We start from the raw sequence: 19405 nt of genomic DNA on the forward strand, positions 1-19405 counted from the left end.
GACGTTGAGGGTATCGAGCATGAGTTTACACATGTCGTAGCTGCGTAAATCCGCATCGAAGCCTAAGTGCTCGTTAGCCTCAACGGTATCCATGCCATTGTCTTGTAATTGATAGGCGCGGATTTTATTGAGTAAGCCAATGCCTCGCCCTTCTTGGCGAAGGTATAAGATAACGCCAAATCCATGATCCACAATGTTCTGCATGGCTTTTTCTAACTGAAAGCCGCAATCGCAACGGGTGCTAAAAAGCGCATCACCAGTGAGACATTCGGAATGAATACGGATCGGCACAGTGTCACTTTCTTGCCATTGACCATAAGACAGCGCTACGTGTTCTTGGCCGCTTATTTCGGCAAAACCGTGAATGTGGAAATTACCCATTCGGGTAGGCAGTTTTGCTGAACTAATGTATTCGTATTTGGGTTGCTTACTGGTCATGACACTTCTATACCTGCTGCTCGATCCACGCTAAGGTGGGGACGCGCTCGCGTTTTGCAAGGGAGTAACGCGTTATTATATCATTAGTTCACCGGCAGGATAAACGACTTCGCAGGTTTATTGCGCTGTTGAGCCAGGGGTTATCCATTGCCATAACACCGAAATATCACAATATCCCCCCACGGGCTCAAGCCAAATGGCATCGCATAGCCATTCAATGCAAAGCAATACCCGCTTGTCGTGTTGACGTAATAACACTTGCATGCGATCCGCTCCCCAATCGATTTCTGAGGCGTCGGCGTTAAGCCAGTGGGCGATCTGGTTGGCAAGACGGGTAGCCTTGGCCGGCGTGTCTGGCAAGGGCAAATTCAAGGTGATGGTCGAGCCTGTATTGGTACAGGCATCATGAAGTTGTTCATTAGTTAACTGCTGCATGACAAAGTACCTAAAGCGTGGGTCTTAGAGGCCTGACTGAATCTGTGTGTATCCCAGCGGGTGTCAAAAGGGGTGTAAAAGGCCTCAAGAAGTGCGTTAGCAAGGGAAAAATCACTGCCGTTGGCATGGGTGATGGCCTCCTGCAACAAATGGGTTCGGGGGATGACGGCAGGATTTACTTGGGTAAGTGCATCGGCGGAAATGCCGGTATCTTCCCGGGCAGATTGATATTTGCGCCACCAATCATCAAACCCTTGTCTGTTGATAAAATCATTTCTAATTTCAGGTAACGCTTGCTCAGGCGAAGTAAGCGCTAATTTTCTGAAGGTGTTGTTGTAATCTAGCTGGGATTCTTCCAGCAAGGCTAACCATTGGTTTGCCAGTGTCACCTGCGCCGGTTGCTGGGCACTGAGACCGAGTCGGGTACAAAGGTGGTGCTGAAACTGAGCAATGAATGTGGGCTCATACTGGGTGAGCACATCACGTAATTCATCGATACTGCAGTGACCAGAAAAGCTATGGGCTAAACAGTTTAGGTTCCATAAACCGATCCCCGGTTGTTGATCAAACCCATAACGGCCTTGATGATCAGAATGATTAAAAACGGCCTTAGGCTGGTACTGTTCAATCATGGCAAAGGGACCAAAGTCGAAGGTAATGCCATGAATGGACATATTGTCGGTGTTCATTACCCCATGAACAAAGCCATAGCATTGCCATAGGGCGATCATCCGCGCGGTGCGTAAGGTGATGGCACGTAACAATGCTTTGTGGGGGTTATTGTCTTGATTACATTCGACAAAGTGGTGTTGTAAGGTGTAATCAAACAGGGCATTGAGTTTATCGGTTTCTCCCGATTGGAAGAAAAATTCAAAATGGCCGAATCGGATATGGCTAGGGGCGGTACGTATCATCATGGCGGCAGGTTCTAACTGCTCTCGTAACACCGATTCTTCACTACTGAATAAACACAGCCCTCGGGTAGATGGAATACCAAGGCCATGAAGGGCTTCACTGCCAAGGTATTCTCGCAGGGTGGAGCGCAACACAGCCCGTCCATCGGCGCCCCGTGAATAAGGGGTTGGTCCCGCACCTTTTAAATGCAGATCTACCGAGGAGCCGTTACTGCTGGCTTCGGCAAGGAGCACGCCCCGTCCGTCACCTAAAAAGGGGTTCCACTGCCCAAATTGATGGCCACCGTACTTTTGTGCCACGGCGTAATGACTCAGCGCAGACACCGATTGACCAAGCAGCGTGGTGATTTGATTGTCTTGCCACCAGGATGCCGGTAAATTCAGTTCTTCGGCTAATTCCCGATTAACCATTTCCAGCTTCTGTCCACGCAAAAGCTGTGGTTTCACATAACTTGTGAGATCAGAAAGGGTCTGTGCATAACGATGAGTAAGGGGCATAGTTCTCCACACGGAGGAAAGATAAAGTCTGATTCTAATTAATTCGGCGAACAGGTGCTAGCTTACTTGGTAACAGCTTTAGGTTAATTATGTATCTGGCTAATCTGTCTGCGCGCTCTACACGTAAGGATATTGGGGTTACAAGGGATTTATATTCATTCGCAGGGGCAAAACATGATCACTCTCCACCATTTAAACAATTCGCGATCCCAACGTATTTTATGGCTACTCGAGGAATTAGGAGTGGACTACCAGTTGGAAACCTATCAACGGGACGGGAAAACCGGCTTAGCACCGGCACAGATGAAAGCCATTCATCCTTTGGGGCGAGCCCCTGTGTTAACCACCGAGACCGGCGCGTTAGCAGAATCTGGCGCTATCGTGGCCTATCTGGTTAAATATTATGGGAATGGTAAGTTCCAGCCTCCTGGGGATAGGCGGCTCTATCAGCAGTATGAATTTTGGTTACACTTTGCTGAAGGCAGTTTAATGCCGCCGCGGGTGGCGGGTTTGGTTTTCGATAAGGCGAAAGACCAGGTGCCTTTATTGCTTAAACCCTTGGCCCGCAAAATCCTCGATGGCATCAGCAATGCCTATTATCGGCCGAATTTTATGCAGAGCATAAGATACACGGAAAACTATTTGGCAAACCATGAATGGTTTGCAGGGACTCAGCCCACGGGGGCCGATGTGCAAATGTTATTTCCTTTGGAAACCTTGGTGGCAACGGGCAATGTGAGTGATTTCCCAGCCATTTGTGCATACGTGAATAAAATACATCAGCGTCCCGCCTATGTACGGGCATTGGCAAAAGGCGGCCATTACGACTACGCCTGATGGGAAGCCCTTTTAATTATCCAGCGTGCTGTCGAGGTAGTCCCGAATTAACTGTAAAAACGCATCGCCGTAACGTTCGAGTTTGGTTCTTCCCACACCGCTCACATCCAGAAAATCATTCACTGTTGTGGGCGTACGAGAGGCCATATCCGCTAAGGTCGCATCACTAAATACCACGTAAGGCGGTACTTTGTGCTCCTCGGCCAGGGTTTTTCTTAAATGTTTTAATCGCTTAAACAATGCCTTATCGTACACCGACGGGGTTTTGCTTACACGGGTGTCAGCCTTGAAGTTGAGTCGGGGTACTGCCAGTTGTAACGGCACTTCACCCTTTAACACTGCGCGGGCATTTTCATTGAGTTTGAGCATGGCACCACAGGTAAGATCAACCCGTATCACCCCTTTGTGGATCAGTTGATTTATCATACTGTTCCAATATCCATCAGGCTTTTCTTTGCCAATGCCATAGGTGCTGAGGGTATGATGGTTGGCTTCGTGGATCCGTTTTAATGCTTTCCCTCGCAGAACATCAATGACGTACTGTGCGCCGGCTTGCTGGTTGAGTCGCAAAATACACGACAGAATTTTTTGTGCGATAACCAATCCATCAATAAGTTTAGGCGGGTCGATACACACATCGCAGTTGCCGCAAGCGGTGTCGCTGTATTGGGAAAAGTAGTTCAGTAATACCTGGCGCCGGCAGGTTTGTGCTTCGGCAAACGCTTCCATGGCAGCAAATTTTTGTAATTCCACATCAAGGCGGTGGGTCACTTCCCCTTGTTCTATCCATTGGCGTACCCGTGCGGCATCTTTTTCGTCGTACAACAGCAGGGCTTCGGACTCTAGACCATCACGGCCAGCGCGCCCAGTTTCCTGATAATAATTTTCAATACTGCGGGGAACGTCATGATGTACCACATATCGCACATTCGACTTATTAATCCCCATACCAAAGGCCACGGTGGCGATAACAATGTCTGTTTGATCATTTAAAAAGCGCCGTTGTACATATTCCCGTTCGTCGTTGTCCATGCCCGCATGATAAGCCGCACAGTTGATGCCTTCGCGGTGCAATCTGGCGTATAAATCGTCCACTTTTGCCCGGCTGTTGCAATAAATAATGCCACTGCCATCTTGTTGTTTGACGTAATCGCGCACCTGATCGAAGGCTTTGTATTTAGGCATAACCCGATAGCGAATGTTGGGTCTGTCAAAACTGCCCTTGTAAACGAAGGGGTGGTTCAGATTAAGCTGCAGTTGAATATCGGCTTGGGTTGCGGCATCTGCCGTGGCGGTTAAACCGATAACCGGAATAGTAGGAAAGCGCTGCTTTAGTGTACCTAGGGCGCGATAGTTCTGGCGAAAATCGTGCCCCCAATGGGAAACGCAGTGCGCCTCGTCCACGGCGAACAGAGCAATATCAAGGCGCTGCATTAATGACATCATCCATCCGGTAAGAAGCTTCTCTGGCGAGACATACAACAATTGTAAGGTGCCATTTTGAATACGGGATATGACCGATTGCTGTTGTTCGTGATCCTGAGTCGAGTTGAGGTACGCCGCCGAGACGCCGACTTCACCCAGTTGTTCTACCTGATCTTGCATCAAGGATATAAGGGGAGAAATCACGATGGCAACGCCAGGGCGAACCAGCGCCGGAATTTGATAACACAATGACTTTCCGCCGCCGGTGGGTAACAGCACCAAGGCATCGCGGCCGGAGACAACGGCATCGATGACTGCCTCTTGGCCATCGCGGAATTGTTTGTAACCAAATACCCGCGACAGTACCTCTTTGGCATCAGGTGTCGTGTTGTCTTCGCTATGTTGGGATAAAACGGACTCGGAATTACTCATCGGCGGGGATTTTACGTGTTTTCTTGCCAAGGTTCACGAACTTCGATGTACAGTTTTCAGTATATTGTTGTGCAAAATAATAAAATAGCTACTATCAACGTTAATTTATTGCCTTGGAAGACGCGACATGGCTGAACCCTTACCCGATCTCCTCGAAGAACTCGTTGCTGATATTCAAAATGATGATCCGATAGCAATACTCACTACCCTTATCAACGAAGATGATGTCAGTATTGCCACCTTGCTGGAATCGTTACCCGTTGACCACCGTATTGCCATTTGGGAAGGGCTTTCCCGGGAGCGGAAAATTGGCGTGTTGGTGGAAATGCGTAGCGATCCCCGGGAAATTCTCATTGATGCAACGCCGGAGTCTGAATGGGCGTTAATGTTTGCCGACATTGAAGCCGAAGATTTACTTGAGCTCACGGATTCGTTACCCACCAGACTCACCGATTTGGCCTTTGAGGCTTTAGATACTAAACAACAGCGTTTCTTTAAAGAAGCCACACAGTTTAATGATAACGAAATAGGGCATTGGATTTCCCGTGAACAACTGGTGTTGCCCATTAATGCCAAAGTTAGAGACGCTTTGCGCCTTATACGTCGGGACGTACCCTCCCATGTGGATACCATCTTTTTGGTGAATCGGTCCGGGCAATTTTCTGCCGCGGTAAAGCTTACCCAGGTGTTTGGTGCGCCAGAACATGTTCCCTTGGTGGAGTTAACCGTGGGAGCCATGCCCGTGCTCAAAGGCAATGATGACTCCATTGGCGCTTCATTACAGGTGCAGCGCTCGGGGTTTGCATCCTTGCCGGTGGTGGATGAGGCCAACAAGTTGCTGGGCCATTTGGACATCACCGCTGCCAGTGAGTTGGTGAACGAAAATTATGAACGACAGATAATGGCCTCTGCCGGTATGGATGAAGACGAAGATTTGTTCTCTCCGGTGGCTAAAAGTGCTAGAAAAAGAGCCCTATGGTTAGGCATCAATCTGATCACTGCATTTTTGGCGTCCTGGTTTATTGGTTTATTTGAAGGCACGTTACAGCAGGTGGTGGCGTTGGCGGTACTCATGCCAGTGGTCGCCAGTATGGGCGGCATAGCCGGAAGTCAAACCTTAACCCTTATCGTGCGCGGACTGGCCTTAGGACAGGTCACAAATGCGAACTTTCGGGCGTTGATGATCAAAGAGCTTAAAGTTGGCGGCGTAAACGGCGTGATTTGGGCAGTGATTATCGGCATGGTTGCCGCATTTTGGTTTACTGATGCAGCGCTAGGCATGGTGATATGTTTGGCGATACTGGTTAACATTGTTTCTGCCGCATTGGCTGGGGTCTTTTTACCCATGCTGTTGGATAAATTACGTATCGATCCTGCATTGAGTGGGTCAGTGATCCTAACCACGGTAACCGACATTGTGGGGTTCGTTGCCTTTTTAGGGTTAGGTACGGTTTTTCTGCTGTAACTTACACAGGGCTTGCATTCACTGGGGAAGATTCCCACAATGCAGCCCGCAAATTACACACGGAGCTTCCCTTGAGTCAAAATCAAACCAACGCCGCTGACAATGCCGCGAAAGTGGGCGTGTTAAGCGCCATTGCTGCCTATTGTATGTGGGGGATTGCACCGGTTTATTTTAAACAGCTACAGGCATTACCGGCCATCGATGTGCTAATGCACCGGGTGGTTTGGTCGGCGGTGATCCTCTTTGTGTTCATTGTTGGCTTCAAGCAAGGGCATAAGGTGATAACGGCGATAAAAAACCTGCGGGTGATGCGGGTACTTTTTGTGGCTGGCATACTGCTTGCGGCAAACTGGCTGCTTTTTATCTGGGCCATTAATAACGATCATATTCTCGATGCCAGCCTGGGGTATTATATTAACCCTCTCATCAATATCTTTTTTGGTCGTCTATTTTTGGCTGAAAAACTCCGCCCTATGCAGAAATTAGCCGTGCTTATTACCGTGTTCGGGGTCGCTGGGCTAGTGCTTTCCTACGGTGAGTTTCCCTGGATAGCGCTGGTGTTGGCCGTTACCTTTAGTACCTATGGTATTTTGCGCAAGAAGGTGGCGGTAGATTCATTACCGGGCTTGTTCATTGAAACCACGTTAATGCTGCCTTTTGCGCTGTTTTACTGGTTAACTTTTGCCAGTGATTACAGCATGATGAGTTCCAATACCTGGACACTCAATATCTTGCTGGTTGCGGCCGGCGTGGTGACCACCGCCCCCTTGCTGTGTTTTACCATAGCGGCCCGTCGCATTATGTATTCCACTTTAGGGTTTCTTCAATACATAGGTCCGTCGATTATGTTTTTACTGGCCTTATTCGTGTATAAGGAACCGCTAGATACAACCCGTTTACTGACCTTTGCCCTGGTTTGGTTTGCGTTACTTATTTTTAGTGTTGATTCATTACGGGCGTATCGAAAACAACGACGGGCTTTTTATGCAGCCCGCTCGCAAAGCGAAGGGCCCGCGTAGGTATTTGCGCTAACCCATGGGGTATCCTAACGTTTGCTGGATGCCGCTAGGTTAGCCGCAAAGTGCGTGTCTGTTTAGGGGCATTATTGCAGCGGTTGCAGTTTTGCGTAGGCCAATACGAGCCATTTACTGCCAAATTCGTCAAAATTGACCTGCACTCTGGCGTGATCACCGGAACCTTCATAATTGAGCACCACTCCCTCTCCAAATTTTCGATGTGTGACTCGCTGGCCAAGTTGAAAGCCTGTTTGCTCAAAGCTTTCGTGGGATGTGACGCGGCTAAATCGATTATGTGCGGGGCGGGTAACTGTCGATTTTAATCTCACTTCTTCCACGCATTCGGCGGGTATTTCACGAATAAACCGAGAGGCGGTGTGGTATTTATCCTGACCATATAAGCGTCGGCTTTCGGCATAGGTAATGAACAGCTTTTTCATTGCCCGGGTCATACCTACATAACAAAGCCGTCGTTCTTCTTCCATTCTGCCGGGTTCTTCGTTGGTCATCTGGCTAGGGAACATGCCTTCTTCCACGCCGGCCATAAACACCAAGGGGAACTCGAGCCCTTTTGCGGTATGGATGGTCATCATTTGCACCGCATCCTGATCTGTGTCTGCTTGGGTTTCCCCGGCTTCCAAAGACGCATGGGCAAGAAAGGCATTTAGCGGCGACATGTCTTCGGCTTCTTCTGGTACCACAAATTGTTTACAGGCGGTCACCAGTTCTTCTAAGTTTTCTATCCGTGCCTGGGCTTTTTCCCCTTTTTCTGCCTGATACATGGCATATAAGCCAGATTGCCTGATGGCTTTGTCGGCTTGTTCTTCTAAGGGTAAGTCCGCGGTGGTTTGTTCCAGATCAGTGATTAGGCGTATGAAGCTTTGCAAGGCATTCGCGGCGCGGCCTTTCAATGTACCTTCGGCAATCAGAAACTGACTAGCCTGCCACAATGAACAGTTATGCTGTCGGGCGGCAGCGCGTATTTCTGACAGGGTTTTCTCTCCCATGCCACGACTTGGCGTGTTAACAATCCGTTCGTAGGCGGCATCATCATGGGGATGATTGATCATGCGTAAATAGCCAAGGGCGTCTTTGATTTCCTGTCGTTCAAAGAAGCGCAAGCCACCGTAAATACGGTAGGCTAACCCCTCATGCAGCAAGGCTTCTTCCAGTACCCTGGATTGGGCGTTGTTGCGATAAAGTATGGCTGCATCGGTAAGGGGATGACCTTGTTGCATCCAGTTTTTAATTTGCGACACAATAAAACGGGCTTCGTCCAGATCGTTAAATCCGGCATAGACGGATACTGGATCCCCTTCGCTGCCGTCTGTCCACAGTTCTTTGCCTAGGCGACCAGCGTTGTTATTAATAACCCCATTGGCGGCTTTTAATATGGTGCTGGTAGAGCGGTAATTTTGCTCAAGGCGAATGGTTGTAGGTTGAGGAAAGTCCTTTAAAAACTTATGAATATTATCCACATTTGCGCCACGCCAACCATAAATGGACTGATCATCATCGCCCACAATCATAATATTGTTTTCACCGCTGCTGCATAACATGCGTAACCAAGCGTATTGAATATTATTGGTGTCTTGAAATTCGTCCACCAATACGGCGCGAAAGCGTTTTTGATAATGGGCAAGGATTGCCGGGTTTTTGGCCCACAATTCATGGGCACGAAGTAATAATTCCGCAAAATCCACCAAGCCAGAACGATCACAGGATTCTTGGTAAGCGGCATAAATATCCCGCATTTTTTGTTGGGTATGGTCGTTATGGGTATCGATATGTTGAGGACGGAGCCCTTCGTCCTTGTTTCCGTTGATGTACCACTGTACCTGACGGGGTGGCCAGTGCTTTTCATCAAGATTCATGGCTTTAAGAATACGACGAATTAATCGGTACTGGTCGTCGGAATCCAGAATTTGAAAATTCTCGGGTAAATTGGCCTCAGCATGATGGGTGCGCAGCATTCGGTGAGCCAGTCCATGGAAGGTGCCCATCCACATGGTGTGCAAACTACGCTTCATCAGGTGTTCTAATCGACCGCGCATTTCCTTGGCCGCTTTATTGGTGAAGGTAACGGCGAGGATGGAAAAGGGGGCGATATTTTCTACTTCCATTAACCAGGCGATACGATGAACTAAAACCCTGGTTTTACCGCTGCCTGCACCTGCTAGTACTAGCGTATTTGACAGCGACGCTGCGACGGCTTCGCGCTGTTTTTCATTAAGGTCGTCAAGCAGAACAGATACATCCATTAGGGTCATCACCGGTTAGTTATATTTAAAGCGGCTCAATTATGCCAGAGCAAACTGTGAATTTATACAGTGAGGGCAGATTCATCGGTTTATCCGTCATTTTGACTAAAGTCTAAATGTTTAATATTTAACCTCCTGTTACTGTGGCCCGCCTAACAACACTGGTTGGGCAAACTCACAGCAAAAGGTAATTTTATGGAGGTGGAACGTGACATTAGAGAGTATAGGTTTAACCTAGATGCCTTTATTTTGGAAATCTATGACGCCTCTTTAAGTAGAAAGTGGTCACGGGTTTTAGAGCAGTGTTTATCGCTGTTTTCGGCAAACAACGCGTTTTTGTTACTGCATGATGCGGTGAATAAAGAGTTTGTTTCTGTAAAAATGAAAACCACCGAAGTCCTATCCGATGCTTCCTTGCGCCATTATCGTGAGCACTTCCATCAAGATCCTTTGTATTTGCAAAGTAAAAATATGGAAGAGGGAAGTATTTTCACGACCTGTGAGCAAACCCGCATTGATTGGCGGAAATACCCTGATTACCACGAACGCATTTTAGCCCCCCTAAAGGCTGAAAAAACCAAGGCCGCATTAGTATTAAAAGATAGTCGTTATGAGGCATTTTTTGGCGTTTGTCGTAGCAAGGCGGCGCCAGATTTTACGCCATTAGATGATGTCTATTTCAAAAAAATTGTACCGCATTTGGTACGCGCTTCTCGGTATTTTCGGGATCAAGAAAATTGCAAGACAACCCGCAGTATTGCCCAAGGGATTTTTGATAACCAAGCCCCCCCTTTTTTGGTGTGTAATCGACAGTTAAAAATTCAGGCGTCTAATGCCTCTGCCCAGGTTTTTCTCCAGGACAGCCAAAACTGTCATGATATTAATGGCTACCTTGCCTTGTCACCCGCGCGATATCTATATCAATTACTAAGAGCGATGGATAACTGCATACAGGAAATTTCATCGAATGCAGACAAAACACACAGCTTCATCATTGATGAACGAAGGGAGGCCATGACTGTATTGACGGTGGCCATTCTGAATACCTATGCTGACACGCAGGGAGCCCAAACGTGTTTTGTACTGTCGTTTTCGGTTAAACAGCAACCGGACTGGAAAGTGTTGTCGGCGACATTTTTGCTGACAAAACAGGAACAGTTGATTGCCCAACTACTGTATAAAGAAGTGACTTATCAGGGCATTGCCCATACCTTGAGTCTTGATGAGGAAGCAGTGACCTCTCTGGTGCGAAGTCTATACATAAAAATGGGCACCCCTCATCGCCGAGACTTTCTTGAATTAATCGCCGATCTACCCATTCAAACTGCCTAAATTAATGCCGGCTTTAATGCTCTCTTCCTGTTTATTTACGTACAAACCAAGAATAGGAATAAAGGGAGTAAAGTATGGCTGTATGGCAGGCAAAACGTAGCACCGGCATGAGCGAGTTCCCCCCTAATGTTTGGTGGAAAATTTTAAAACGCACCTATAAGAAGCAGGTCGATCACAATTTGTCGTTGATCTCTGCGGGCGTGGCGTTTTATTTTCTTTTAGCCATATTTCCTTTACTGGCGGGTATTATTTCGCTTTATGGTTTGTTGGTCTCGCCTGAGCAGCTGCAAACCCACATGGGGTATCTGGTGGATGCCGTACCTTCTGAAAGCCGCTATATTTTACAAGAACAACTAACTCGCCTTACTGAAAACTCAAACCGGGCCCTAAGTTGGGGGTTTGGTCTTAGTTTATTGCTCACCTTGTGGAGTAGCAGCAAGGGGGCAAATGCACTGATCAGTGCGTGTAATATCGCCTATAACGAAGAGCACGGCAGAAATTTCTTCAAAGGTATTGTTGCCCGTATTGTCCTTACAATCAGCATTATCTTGTTGGTTATCATCGCATTATTGTGTATTTCTGTGTTGCCTGCATGGATCAGCTGGGCCGCAGGTGGGTTACTGAATGAGGAAAAGGCCATGTGGATAACCTGGCCCCTTCTTATGTTGCTATTCAATGCCGGATTGGCAGGCCTGTATCGTTATGGCCCTCATCGCAGGGATGCAAAATGGCGGTGGGTAACGGTAGGTTCGGTGTTTGCTACCGTTATGTGGCTAATTGCGTCCTACGGGTTTTCTTTTTATCTAAACCAGTTTGCCAGTTACAACAAAACCTATGGTTCGGTGGGCGGGATCGTGATCTTGCTAATGTGGTTTTATTTAAGTGCCTATATGATTTTGCTTGGCGCTCTACTTAATTCCGCCATCGAATTTCAAACGGATAAAGACAGTACGGTGGGTGAAGATAAACCAAAAGGAAAGCGGGGAGCGTACGTTGCCGATCATTCGCCGTCGGATCCCTGATGTTAGCAGTATTTAACGGCGATTTAGGCTAGGGGGCTATTGGCAAAAACGGAGCCAATAAAAAAGGCCGGAAAACCGGCCTTTTGGGTAGTCACAGCTAGCGATATAGTGGGCTAGCTGACCTAACTAAAGTGATGGTCGACTTCTTTTTCAGCCTCTTCCCGGCTTTTACCGTAGGCTTTTTGGATCTTGCCTACCAACTCTTCACGACGACCATCGATTTTATCGATGTCATCATCCGTTAGCTTGCCCCATTGCTGTTGCACTTTGCCTTTCATTTCTTTCCAATTACCTTCGATACGATCATTATTCATCATGTTCTCCTTTGGTTTGAGATACAAACCTACGCAGCAACTGCCGTTCCACAATGACTGATTGTTTTTATAATGATGATAATAAGGGGGTTTCTGTATGAGCGGCAACAGGGTCATAGAATACCAAGAGGCCGAAAATGTAAGGCTTTCACAACCGGTGTGAAAGATTTAGCCTGGGGCGATGGTACATTCTGTACTACCTTAGATCGTTTCTATGTAACGTTTGATAGCGTAAAGCTTGAAATTCTGCCCACAATCATTATCTTCATGCCCCTACCTCCCTTGGATACTCACAGGACAACGTCATATGCATGCATTTTCTGCTAGCGCCGATTTTTGGTTAACGCTAAAACATGAAGCTCAGCAAATTGCCGACAACGAACCTCTTCTTGCTAGCTACATTCATGCATGTATTCTGACGCACCATAATTTTGAATCTTCCCTTAGCTTTATTTTGTCCAATAAGTTAGCGGATGAAGTGATGCCTGCGATTGCTATTCGGGAAGTCTTTGATGAAGCCTATCTTCTTGACCCGAACATTACCGAAGCGGCCATTACGGATATTCAGGCGGTATTTGAACGGGACGCCGCAGTAAAAGACTACCTCACGCCCTTACTGTACTTTAAAGGCTTTCATGCTGTTCAGGCTCATCGTATGGCCCATTACCTGTGGCAACATGGTCGTCATCAACTGGCGCTCTTTTTACAAAGTCGTAATTCAGAAACCTTTGGTGTTGATATTCATCCCGCCGCTAAAATAGGCAAGGGTGTGATGTTCGACCATGCAACCGGAATTGTGGTTGGTGAAACCGCGGTGGTGGAAGACAATGTCTCCATCTTGCAGAGTGTCACCTTAGGTGGAACCGGCAATGAATCCGGTGATCGACATCCAAAGATCCGCCAAGGCGTGTTGGTGGGAGCAGGCGCCAAAATTCTCGGTAATATAGAAATAGGCGAAGGCTCTAAAGTTGGCGCAGGTAGTGTGGTTTTGGACAATGTTCCTGCTCACGTTACCGTGGTGGGAGTACCGGCTAAAGTGGTCGGGCGGCCTGGTTGTCAGCGTCCTTGCGAGTCTATGCATCAAAACGTACTGGAAGACAGTTCGGCCATTGAATCCGGGAAATAAAAGCCCTTCAACCACTTACGAGGGTTAATCCAGAAGCAACAGCAAATCCTCTAGCTCGCTAAGGGCGACATGGGGCAGCACGCTTACCGGTTCGTTATTAAGTACCATGGGCCGGTTTGCCGCAAACCAGGCGGCCTGAAAACCGGCATCAATGGCCCCTTTGACGTCTTTTTCCAGATTATCTCCCACATGTAGAATATGTGCCGGTGGCAAGTTAAGCAGGCTTGCCGTTTCATCAAACATGTGTGGTGCAGGTTTTGCCGGGCGGGTAATACTGGCGTGAAAAATAGATTTAAAATAGGGGGCTAAACCGGTTTTATGGGGGTCTACATTGCCGTTGGTAATGGCCACTAGGGGCACTTTGTCGGCTAATGTCGCCATCAGCTGATGTACAGAATCAGACAGTGAAAACGCGCTTCTGGCATCGTAAAAACAGGTAAAGCAGGCTTTCGCAGCCTCGCTAAGTTTGGGCGCTTCGGTGACATCTTGTCCTAAAGCCTGTTGTAAGGTTTTCATTCTTAGCTGGCCCATATCGGAAGCCAATGCCGGCTCGTCACGGATCAGTTTGCGCTTAATATCTAACCATTGCTGCTGACTTAACGCTGACGCCATTGGGTAATGCTGGGCAATGTAGTCGTTTAATGCTTGCTCTGCGCTACGTATAATCGGCTCGTTGTTGTACAGGGTGTCGTCCAGGTCAAAGGTAATGGCTTTGATCGGTTGTAAGGTGCGGAAAAAACGCATAGTTCCTCTCTATTTTTTCTTGGCTCTAGGATGGGCCGAATCGTATACCTTGGCAAGATGCTGGAAATCCAAATGGGTGTAGACCTGTGTGGTGGATAAATTAGCATGGCCCAACAATTCCTGTACCGCGCGCAGATCGCCGCTGGATTCCAAAACATGGGTGGCAAAGGAATGACGTAATTTATGGGGATGTACCTTTTGCGACAGGTTTTGTCGTTGGGCTAATTCATTAAGCCGGTTGGCGACCTGTCGATTGGATATTTGGGTTCCCCGTTTGCTAACAAACACCGCCGGTTCGTAGGGGGATGCATATTGGTTGCGTATTTTAAGCCAGGCTGCCAGGGCTTTTTGTGCCGTGCGCCCAAGGGGCAAAATTCGCTGTTTGTTACCTTTACCGGTTACCCGCAATGTGCCGTCGGCTTGGCAGTCACTGAGCCGTAAGGTGGTCAATTCACTTAGCCGCAGTCCACAGCCATACAAGAGTTCTGCCATGGCCATATCACGGCAATTGATGCCGTCATCCTGTGGCGTGTTTAATAGCTGCTGCATATCGTCCACGCTGATTTGCTTGGGTAGCGGTCGACCTTGTTTCGGGGCTTGTATACCTTCAACGGGATTGCTGAATAACTGTTTTTGATCAATAAGGTACTGACAAAAAGTACGCAGTGACGACAAACGTAAGGCAATGGTACGGGCGTGTTTCCCTTCTTTTTTGGCGGCGGCAAGCACCCGTTTTATATCTGAAGGTGTTAAGCCTGACCAATCTTCCAGTTGCAGTGTACGGGCGATGTCTTGTAGTTGGCGGCGATAATTGGAGATGGTATGGCCGGATAAGCCACGCTCGATATCAAGGTGTAATAAAAATTTGTCCAGCCAGAGCTGGCAATCGGGGGCTAAGGGGGAGTGACGGTTGCTCGCCGAGGCCATCAATATCCCAAAAGCGTAGGCATGGTAATATTCAAGACTTCTTGTAATTGCTTAAGCAACAAGGTGTCCATGTCGGGCGTGAAATGAGAGGCATCATCAGAGCCCACGGCGAGAATTCCCATATCCTTATTGTCCCCCAATAAGATGAGGGCGGCGGATTCTGCGGTTTCTTGCCCGAATACGACCTGCTTTTCGTGCTGACTGAGTCTGCCGAAGAAAAAGGTACTGGTTTTAAATCGTTTTTCTATGATAAGTCGGCGCTGGAGCTCTTGTAATGCATGGGGGCCGCGGAACAGGTGCAACACCACGGATTGCAGATTTAGCCGCTCCTGCAACACGGTCTCTAATTTATACTGTATTTCGGAGATGGATTTGCAACGCAAGATTTCGACGTTCAAATCGGTATAAACCCGGTAGATTTTTTCATTTTGCTTTGCCACACCAATCAATTGGTTAAGCTTGTAGTTCAATTGCCTGACTTTCTTGCGCAGTTGTTCACTTTGCAGTTCTACCAGTGATACAGAGCCTTTTTCCTGATGGGGAACGACAAGCTGTTCCAAAATGTCCGGGTTGTTGACAAAAAATTCAGGATTGTGCAATAAAAAAGCGCGCACTGCCTCCGCCGAAAGGTCGAGGGCTTCGTCATAATTGGGCTCAAGTGCAATGGGGCTGCTTTTTTGACCTGAAATATCACTCATAGGTTAATTTGTCCGTCGTATATGTGCTCCGCTGGGCCGGTCATCTTCAATGCAGAATCATTGCCCTGCCAGCGAATTCGTAAACTACCGCCGGGTAAATCTACCCTGACTTCCTTATCCAATTTATTTTGTAACTGACCAATGGCCGCTGCTGCGCATGCGCCGCTACCACAAGCCAGTGTTTCGCCAGCGCCGCGTTCATAAACTCGAAGTCGAATATGATCTCGGGCAAGAATTTGCATAAAACCTACGTTCACCCCTTCTGGAAAGCGCTCATGGCGTTCAATGAGGGGACCGAGTTCATGGACCTTAGCCGTGTCTACGTCATCCACTTCCATTACGCAATGTGGGTTGCCCATGGACACTGCACCGAGAAATACGGTGGTCTCTTCTACCCGAAAAATATAGGTCTTTTCTTGTTTGTTGGCTACTAATGGTACCTTGGCCGGCGTAAATTCCGGTACGCCCATATTGACGGTAACCTGGCCGTCCTTTTCAAGATACAGCACCATTTTGCCCGATTTGGTACTGACTTTAATCTTATTGCGGTTAATGAGCCCTTTCATTTTCACAAAACGGGCGAAGCAACGGGCGCCATTACCACATTGGGATACTTCTGAACCGTCCGCATTAAAGATGCGATAATGGAAGTCCTGTTCAGGATCGTAGGGCGGTTCCACCACCAGCAGTTGATCGAAACCAATCCCAAAATGCCGGTCAGCAAGAAGCCGGATCTTATCATTTGAAAAGAAAACGTTTTGGGTTACGTTGTCGATGACAACAAAGTCATTACCCAACCCGTGCATTTTGGAAAATTGAACTTGCATTTAGCGCGCATCTTTTTTATTCGAATTTCCCTAGTTTACGTAAGTTTATGCTCACCTTTCCAGAGATCTTTTAGATTTTCTCGTTCACGCACCACAAAAACCTGATTTTTATCGACCATGATTTCGCAAGGGCGGCAACGACTGTTGTAATTTGAGGCCATGACAAACCCATAAGCACCGGCGCTGCGAACGGCTAACAAGTTACCGGGTTCTACCGCTAACTCTCTGTCTTTACCAAGAAAATCACCGGTTTCGCACACAGGGCCTACGATATCATAAAGGCGCGTTTCTGCGTTACTGTGTTGATCAACCCGGATAATCTTCTGCCAAGCAGAGTATAACGAGGGACGCAGCATATCATTCATAGCGGCATCAACGATGGCGAAATGTTTTTCCTCACCTTCTTTTACGAATTCCACTTCGGTTACTAAAATGCCGGCATTGGCGGCAATGGCCCGTCCCGGTTCCATGACAAGTTTCATGTTTTCCCGGCCAGTCATTCTGCTAACCATGGCTGCGGCATATTCTTTGGGGTGGGGCGGGGTCTCATCGTCGTAGGTAACGCCTAAACCGCCACCGACATCTAAATGGGACAGCACAATGCCTTTTTCTGCCAACTCATCAATAAGCTGGAGTAAGCGATCTAAGGCGTCCACAAAAGGGTCGATGGAGGTAAGTTGAGAGCCAATGTGGCAATCCATACCCTTCACTTCCAAGTGCGGTAAACTGGCCGCCAGTTCATAGGTGGCGACTGCCCGTTCTTTGGGAATCCCAAATTTATTGGCTTTTAACCCCGTTGAAATATACGGATGAGTTTTGGCATCAACGTCTGGATTGATACGCAGCGAGATAGGGGCTTTAACGCCTAATTGACCGGCAACTTCGTTAATGCGTTCTAATTCGGGTTCAGATTCCACGTTAAAACACATAATGCCTTGTTCAAGGGCGTAGCGAATTTCATCGTGTTTTTTACCCACACCGGAAAATACCACTTTTGCCGCATCGCCGCCGGCTTCTAATACCCGTGCTAACTCGCCGGCAGAGACAATGTCAAAACCGGAGCCTAAGGCAGCCAGGGCACTGAGTACGCCTAAATTGGAGTTGGCTTTAACGGCATAGCAGATAAGATGAGGATGACTGGAGAGGGCATCGTCAAAGGCATGCCAGTGCCTTTCTAACGTTGCACGGGAATAAATATAGACCGGTGTGCCGTAAGTTTTTGCGATATCTTCAACCGGCACATCTTCTGCGTGCAAACGGCCTTCACGAAAGGCGAAAAAATCCATTATTGTTGTTCTCCGGAATTGTCAGCGGGTTCCTCAGGTGACGACGGCTGATTACTTTTGGCCTCATCAGGAAGATAGAGGTCTCCGCGGTACCCACAAGCTGATAGAGCAGTGGCTGCCAGGATCAAAATGATGAAGAAGAAGGATTTTCTGCGCACAACGAACCCGCAAAGTATGACTAAAATTGCTGCTATGATGGCATTGCAATTCTAAATTGCAAGTGCCATTAATCGTTCTCGGGTTTTATTGCCATATTGGACTTGTTTCCATAGCGCTTCACTGAGTGAATGGGTGTCGGATAAATCCCCACTTTTTAACCACTCAATCAATAAGGTTGGATCGCTTGGAAAACGAATTCCTTCGTTATCCGCTGCGCCTAGCCACTCTTCCACAATATCCGTATCGAGTTGAAACAAAGTGTGACAAAGGCCCATTTTATCCAAAGTGAGCACGTTGGATAACTGTTCAAACTGGCCGTGCAAGGGCTTAATTAATAGCTTTTTGGCAAGGTGTAGCGCTTCACTGGATAACTCAAAGCCACCGTTGGCAATAACACCATTGCAATGTTGCAGTGCGTTGTGAAAGCCCTGTTTTGACGGTGGATGCCAACTAATATGTCCCACGTCGATGGGAGCATTAATGGCAGGGTGAAAACACATGAAGTGCTGTTCGGTAAGGGGGTCTAGCATTTGACGAATATCGTCAACCTCTTCAAATGGCAAATACACCAGCACATGGGCTTTGCTTGGCGTTGCCACGGGTTCTTCGGCAACGAAAGGGGGAATAATGGGCTGGTTGAAGTGATACCAATGCACACCTAACTGCACGTCTGTGGGCGCAAAGTAACGTAAAATGGCGCGGTTAACCAGACTGTCTCCTGATTTGGGCACATTATAGGAAAAACATGCCTGGTGACTAATAGAAATAGAGGGAATGCCTTTGCGTTTTGCCGCCCACGCCGTTACCGGCTCGAAATCGTTAATTAGCAGGTCATACCCGGACACATCAACCCCTTGGGTGTCTTTTAAAAAACGGGGAATATTGTTGGTCTTCAAGGTGGCGACCTTGCTGACTTTGCCACGGCGGGTCACAAAAGACAGACCCTCAAAGGTTTGGTAGTCACCAAACACATCCATATCAAAATATTTGTTTTTATCACGACCTGAAAACACGAAGTCCACGTCTATGTCTGGTCTGTTTTGAAAAGCTGCCGCCATAATACGAGCTCGTGCAATATGACCGTTTCCGGTCCCTTGAACGCCATAAAGAATTTTCATACTACCCCAGTATCGATAAACTCAGTGAAGCAATGGTAAGACCTAGCAAGCCACCGGCGATGACATCCGTTGGGTAATGAACGCCTAACAGAATGCGGGACAGACCGATAAGGCTGGCCCAGCCATATGCC

20 protein-coding genes are annotated in these 19405 nt (G+C 47.8%); 6 read left to right on the top strand and 14 right to left on the bottom strand.

All coding sequences use genetic code 11. The features are described from left to right. The 3 genes from ribA to V5298_RS12520 form a co-directional block, all read right to left on the bottom strand. Positions 1-438, bottom strand: a 438-nt coding sequence (gene ribA, locus V5298_RS12510) for a GTP cyclohydrolase II RibA (RefSeq protein ID WP_332931785.1), incomplete at its 3' end; no start/stop codon positions are given. 117 nt (positions 439-555) lie between these two features. Then, positions 556-873: a DUF3630 family protein gene (locus V5298_RS12515; RefSeq protein ID WP_332931786.1), complete on the bottom strand. Its 318-nt coding sequence runs from the start codon at positions 871-873 to the stop codon at positions 556-558. Continuing rightward, positions 861-2285, bottom strand: a complete 1425-nt coding sequence (locus V5298_RS12520) for a protein adenylyltransferase SelO (protein ID WP_332931787.1) — start codon at positions 2283-2285, stop codon at positions 861-863. Before V5298_RS12520 ends, V5298_RS12515 begins: the two co-directional genes overlap by 13 nt. A 174-nt stretch (positions 2286-2459) precedes the next feature. Between V5298_RS12520 and V5298_RS12525 the strand changes: the two genes are divergently transcribed. Continuing rightward, positions 2460-3122 (top strand): glutathione S-transferase, encoded by a 663-nt coding sequence (locus V5298_RS12525; RefSeq protein WP_332931788.1) that lies wholly within the window; start codon positions 2460-2462, stop codon positions 3120-3122. Between the two features lie 12 nt (positions 3123-3134). On the opposite strand, the gene recQ is transcribed toward V5298_RS12525, so the two are convergent. Then, entirely contained in the window at positions 3135-4979 is a 1845-nt protein-coding gene (gene recQ, locus V5298_RS12530; RefSeq protein WP_332931789.1) for a DNA helicase RecQ, read from the bottom strand. A 127-nt stretch (positions 4980-5106) separates the two neighbouring features. On the opposite strand from recQ, the gene V5298_RS12535 reads away from it, so the two are divergent. Both V5298_RS12535 and rarD read left to right on the top strand, forming a co-directional pair. Then, on the top strand, positions 5107-6444 hold the full coding sequence (locus tag V5298_RS12535; protein ID WP_332931790.1) for a magnesium transporter: 1338 nt from the start codon (positions 5107-5109) through the stop codon (positions 6442-6444). A 71-nt stretch (positions 6445-6515) separates the two neighbouring features. After that, on the top strand, positions 6516-7463 hold the full coding sequence (gene rarD / locus V5298_RS12540) for an EamA family transporter RarD (RefSeq protein ID WP_332931791.1): 948 nt from the start codon (positions 6516-6518) through the stop codon (positions 7461-7463). An 83-nt stretch (positions 7464-7546) separates the two neighbouring features. Here rarD and uvrD read toward each other — a convergent pair whose 3' ends face one another. Continuing rightward, positions 7547-9721: a DNA helicase II gene (uvrD, locus tag V5298_RS12545; RefSeq protein ID WP_332931792.1), complete on the bottom strand. Its 2175-nt coding sequence runs from the start codon at positions 9719-9721 to the stop codon at positions 7547-7549. A gap of 195 nt (positions 9722-9916) precedes the next feature. On the opposite strand from uvrD, the gene V5298_RS12550 reads away from it, so the two are divergent. Together V5298_RS12550 and V5298_RS12555 are read left to right on the top strand one after the other, a co-directional pair. Then, on the top strand, positions 9917-11053 hold the full coding sequence (locus V5298_RS12550; protein WP_332931793.1) for a hypothetical protein: 1137 nt from the start codon (positions 9917-9919) through the stop codon (positions 11051-11053). 74 nt (positions 11054-11127) lie between these two features. Continuing rightward, the gene (locus tag V5298_RS12555) at positions 11128-12075 is read left to right on the top strand and encodes a YihY/virulence factor BrkB family protein (protein WP_332931794.1); all 948 of its coding nucleotides are present in this window, start codon (positions 11128-11130) and stop codon (positions 12073-12075) included. A gap of 122 nt (positions 12076-12197) precedes the next feature. On the opposite strand, the gene V5298_RS12560 is transcribed toward V5298_RS12555, so the two are convergent. After that, positions 12198-12389: a CsbD family protein gene (locus V5298_RS12560; protein WP_332931803.1), complete on the bottom strand. Its 192-nt coding sequence runs from the start codon at positions 12387-12389 to the stop codon at positions 12198-12200. A 307-nt stretch (positions 12390-12696) separates the two neighbouring features. Here V5298_RS12560 and cysE point away from each other — a divergent pair, with 307 nt between their 5' ends. Beyond that, positions 12697-13515: a serine O-acetyltransferase gene (cysE, locus tag V5298_RS12565; RefSeq protein WP_332931795.1), complete on the top strand. Its 819-nt coding sequence runs from the start codon at positions 12697-12699 to the stop codon at positions 13513-13515. 24 nt (positions 13516-13539) lie between these two features. Here the strand turns inward: cysE and V5298_RS12570 are convergent, their stop codons facing one another. From V5298_RS12570 to V5298_RS12605, 8 genes are all read right to left on the bottom strand, one after another. Then, a complete protein-coding gene (locus tag V5298_RS12570; protein WP_332931796.1) occupies positions 13540-14259 on the bottom strand; it encodes an HAD-IA family hydrolase in 720 nt (239 codons plus the stop codon). A 9-nt stretch (positions 14260-14268) separates the two neighbouring features. Further along, positions 14269-15186 carry a tyrosine recombinase XerC gene (gene xerC / locus V5298_RS12575; protein WP_332931797.1) on the bottom strand — a complete coding sequence of 306 codons (918 nt, stop codon included), beginning with the start codon at positions 15184-15186 and terminating at the stop codon, positions 14269-14271. Then, entirely contained in the window at positions 15186-15884 is a 699-nt protein-coding gene (locus V5298_RS12580; protein WP_332931798.1) for a DUF484 family protein, read from the bottom strand. Before V5298_RS12580 ends, xerC begins: the two co-directional genes overlap by 1 nt. Further along, positions 15881-16711, bottom strand: coding sequence for a diaminopimelate epimerase (gene dapF / locus V5298_RS12585; RefSeq protein ID WP_332931799.1), 831 nt, complete (start codon positions 16709-16711; stop codon positions 15881-15883). Before dapF ends, V5298_RS12580 begins: the two co-directional genes overlap by 4 nt. A 35-nt stretch (positions 16712-16746) precedes the next feature. Then, positions 16747-17997, bottom strand: coding sequence for a diaminopimelate decarboxylase (gene lysA, locus V5298_RS12590; RefSeq protein WP_332931800.1), 1251 nt, complete (start codon positions 17995-17997; stop codon positions 16747-16749). Continuing rightward, positions 17997-18155, bottom strand: a complete 159-nt coding sequence (gene lptM, locus V5298_RS12595; protein ID WP_332931801.1) for an LPS translocon maturation chaperone LptM — start codon at positions 18153-18155, stop codon at positions 17997-17999. Before lptM ends, lysA begins: the two co-directional genes overlap by 1 nt. A 51-nt stretch (positions 18156-18206) precedes the next feature. Further along, positions 18207-19274: an MJ1255/VC2487 family glycosyltransferase gene (locus V5298_RS12600; RefSeq protein ID WP_332931802.1), complete on the bottom strand. Its 1068-nt coding sequence runs from the start codon at positions 19272-19274 to the stop codon at positions 18207-18209. A gap of 1 nt (position 19275) precedes the next feature. Further along, positions 19276-19405 (bottom strand): phosphatase PAP2 family protein (locus tag V5298_RS12605; RefSeq protein ID WP_332931804.1); only part of this gene is annotated, 130 nt, incomplete at its 5' end.

Origin of the sequence: Alteromonas sp. 14N.309.X.WAT.G.H12 (genome assembly GCF_036697315.1) — a bacterium.
Taxonomy (GTDB): domain Bacteria; phylum Pseudomonadota; class Gammaproteobacteria; order Enterobacterales; family Alteromonadaceae; genus Alteromonas.